The 3,245-nt window shown below is 69.0% G+C and carries 3 protein-coding genes; 1 reads left to right on the forward strand and 2 read right to left on the reverse strand.

What is annotated here, in order from left to right; all coding sequences use genetic code 11:
• Nucleotides 1-371 precede the first annotated feature (371 nt).
• Complete coding sequence (locus QIS99_RS31905; RefSeq protein WP_282517250.1) at nt 372-1,379, reverse strand: stage II sporulation protein M; 1,008 nt, start codon at nt 1,377-1,379, stop codon at nt 372-374.
• Nucleotides 1,380-1,474: 95 nt separating this feature from the next.
• Here QIS99_RS31905 and QIS99_RS31910 point away from each other — a divergent pair, with 95 nt between their 5' ends.
• Complete coding sequence (locus QIS99_RS31910) at nt 1,475-2,413, forward strand: RDD family protein (RefSeq protein ID WP_282517251.1); 939 nt, start codon at nt 1,475-1,477, stop codon at nt 2,411-2,413.
• 19 nt (nt 2,414-2,432) lie between these two features.
• Here QIS99_RS31910 and QIS99_RS31915 read toward each other — a convergent pair whose 3' ends face one another.
• On the reverse strand, nt 2,433-3,062 hold the full coding sequence (locus QIS99_RS31915) for a hypothetical protein (RefSeq protein ID WP_282517252.1): 630 nt from the start codon (nt 3,060-3,062) through the stop codon (nt 2,433-2,435).
• Nucleotides 3,063-3,245: the final 183 nt, after the last annotated feature.

The raw sequence follows: 3,245 nt of genomic DNA on the forward strand, positions 1-3,245 counted from the left end.
ACTTCCCTTCGGTCTTGCGTTTCCAACCTTACCAGATCCTTTTCCCGTTCCGTTTCCTGTCGGAAGCGATTCGGAATTTGAATCCGTGACTGCTGGAGAGTCATTTGCCTCTGAGTGCCTTTCGGCTCCCTTCCGGCGTTGTTCCGAGTTTATCAGAACTTTTCAGTCGGCCTTACCGGCGTCTTGATTCTGATGAATCGGAGGAGTGCTTCGCGTGGAAAGAACTTTCCGGAAGCGTGTAAATACTAACCGCTACGGTCGAACTTGTCCAGTCCGAGGCAACTGTTTGAATCTACCTCCCCGCGCAAGCCGTGTCAATGACTCTTGCGGGGCGGAGAGGACACTAGCAGGTCAGCGGGGGTGGTCGCACATCACGCCGCGGTCGGGGCGGACGCACTGCGCTCGGCGGCGTCCAGGTCCCCTGTCTCCCCGCGTCGTGCGGCACGGCGGCCCACCACGTAGACGTACGCCAGGAATGCCAGCTCCGCGGCGACGCCGATGCCGATTCTTGCCCAGGTGGGGAGGCCTGAGGGGGTGACGAAGCCTTCGATGGCTCCGGAGATGAAGAGGATCAGGGCCAGGCCGATCGCCATGCCCACAGCCGCGCGGCCCTCCTCTGCCAGTGCCGCGCGTCGAGTGCGGGGGCCTGGGTCGATCAGCGTCCAGCCGAGCCTGAGGCCCGTTCCTGCCGCTACGAAGACTGCGGTCAGTTCGAGGAGGCCGTGCGGGAGGATCAGGCCGAGGAAGGTGTCCAGGCGGCCTGCTGATGACATGAGGCCGATGCCGACGCCCACATTGAGCATGTTCTGGAAGAGGATCCAGATGACCGGCAAGCCAAGGAATGCTCCGAGAACGAGGCACATTGCCGCTGCTTGCGCGTTGTTCGTCCACACCTGTGCGGCGAAGGACGCGGCCGGGTGGCTTGAGTAGTACGTCTCGTACTGCCCGCCGGGGCGGGTCATCTCGCGTAGTTCCTCAGGGGCGGCGATCGCCGACTGCACCTCTGGGTGCGTGGCGATCCACCAGCCGATGAGGGCTGCGACCGCGGTCGACAGCAGGGCGGTGGGCACCCACCAGTGGCGGGTTCGGTAGAGCGCTGCGGGGAATCCGGAGGTCAGGAAGTGTGTGACGTCGCGCCAGCCCGCGCGGCGGGTGCCGGTGACGGCACTACGCGCGCGTGCGACCAATTGGGTGAGCCGGCCGGTGAGCTGTGGGTCCGGGGCGCTCGACTGGATCAGGGAGAGGTGGGTGGCGGTGCGTTGGTAGAGCACGACGAGTTCGTCGGCCTCGTAGCCCGTGAGGTGACGTCGGCGGCGCAGGAGTGCGTCCAGGCGGTCCCACTCGGGCCGGTGGGCGGACACGAACACGTCGAGGTCCATCAGGCCGCTGCTCCCCTCCTCGTACTGCGGCGCGCTGCGTCCACAGCTTGGCAGACTGGCCGTTCCAGGGGCAGGACAGAAGGGGGCGGGCGCGCGTGAGTGAGCTGGTGACGGGTGAGGCGGTGGCGCTGGAGCTGCGTACGGCGCGGCTTCCGAGCAGGGCGTTGGCCGTACTCATCGACCTTGCCGCGGCGTTCGCCGTGTACATCGCGGTCTCCGTCGCTCTGTTGGCGGCGACCGCGTCGCTCGATGACGCGGCTGTGGCGGCCATATCTGTGGCCACGTTTCTGCTCGTGCTCGTAGGCGGGCCGATCGCTGTCGAGACGCTGAGTCATGGGCGGTCGTTGGGGAAGCTGGCCTGTGGTCTGCGGGTGGTGCGGGACGACGGGGGGCCTATCCGGTTCCGGCATGCGCTGGTGCGTGGGGCGATGGGCGTGGTCGAGATTCTGGCGACTTTCGGGATCGTCGCTTGCGTCGCCTCGTTGGTGTCCGCTCGGGGGCGACGGCTCGGGGACGTTTTCGCGGGGACGCTCGTCGTACGGGAGCGGGTGCCGGCCGGGTGGGCTGCCTATGTGCCGCCTCCGCCGCCCTGGCTGGTGGGCCGGTTCTCCGAGATTGATCTGTCCGGTGTCCCGGACGGGCTGTGGTTGGCGATTCGCCAGTATCTGATGCGGATGGGGCAGCTCGATCGGCAGGTGGGTGCGGCCATGGCCGAGCGGTTGGCCGGGGATCTCGAATCGTGTACCGGTGCTCCGCTGCCGCACGGGGTGCCGCATGGTGCATATCTGGCCGCCGTCGTTCATGAGCGGCAGACGAGGGATGCGCGGCGGGCGTTCGGCTCTGGGCGGCCTGGAGGACCGGCCGATGTCGGGGGCGGCTTCGGGCAGCAAGCCGTGGGGGCTGTTGCTCCTCAGCCGGTGGTTCCCGCGGTGCGGGATGCCTATCCGCCCGCGGGCGCGGAGTCGTGGCAGGCGGGCGGTGCGGAGCCGGAGGGTGAGGTTCCGTCTGTGACCGGGTTCGTGCCGCCCGCCTGAGGGCCGGTGGCCTTCGTTGTCAGTCGGCCGGCGTTGCGGGGAAGTGCGACGGCGGGGATTCCAGGTGCTCCAGTTCGATGCCGGGGGCCGCGAGCACCACGTCGCCGGTGATGTGCACGGTGCTCTGCTCGCCGGTGTCCAGGGCTGTGACCTGGTACTCGTCCACGAGCAGGGGGCCGTTGTCAGTGGCGTGTGGTTCTGTTTTCAGCAGGGCCCAGGACTGGTCGAGGGTGCGTGGGGCGAGGACCGGCTGGGTGAAGCAGACGAGGCGTACGCGAGTGGCGGGGGTGCTTGACGTGAGACGCAGCAGACGGGCCGTGGCGATCAGGAATGCCGGGGAGGCGCCCGTGAAGGCGTGAGCGGCGACGTTGCCTTCGGTGGCCTGCTCTCCGGTGGGGTCGGTGCGCACCCAGGTGACGCCGTCGATGGCGGCGCCGCGCACCTGCCAGCTCGCGGCGTGGAGCTCGGCGCGGATGGGGCGGCCCAGGTCGTCGATGGCCAGGTCGACGGAGCCCGCGTGGTCGCCCGCGGGTGTGGTGAGTTGGGAGACGTAGCGCCAGCCGGAGGGGCCGGGGGCGCAGTGGAAGTGTTCTTCACCGAGGGGGGTGTGGTCGTGGGGGTCGTGGAGCGAGTAGCGGCCGCGAGGCATGGGGTTCGGGTCCTTCTTGGGGGCCTTGGTCGGCTGGTCGGGGCGAGCCGGGACTGCCAGCAGGGCCGGGCCGGCTCCGGGTGGCCCTCATGGGTGCAGGCCCCCGCCACGAGGGCGAGGGCCTGCTTCAGGCTACGGCCGACGGAGGCCGGTGGCCGGGGCCGTCGGGGCGCCGGGGTCGGC

The organism is Streptomyces solicavernae (assembly GCF_029968095.1).
GTDB classification, from domain to species: domain Bacteria; phylum Actinomycetota; class Actinomycetes; order Streptomycetales; family Streptomycetaceae; genus Streptomyces; species Streptomyces solicavernae.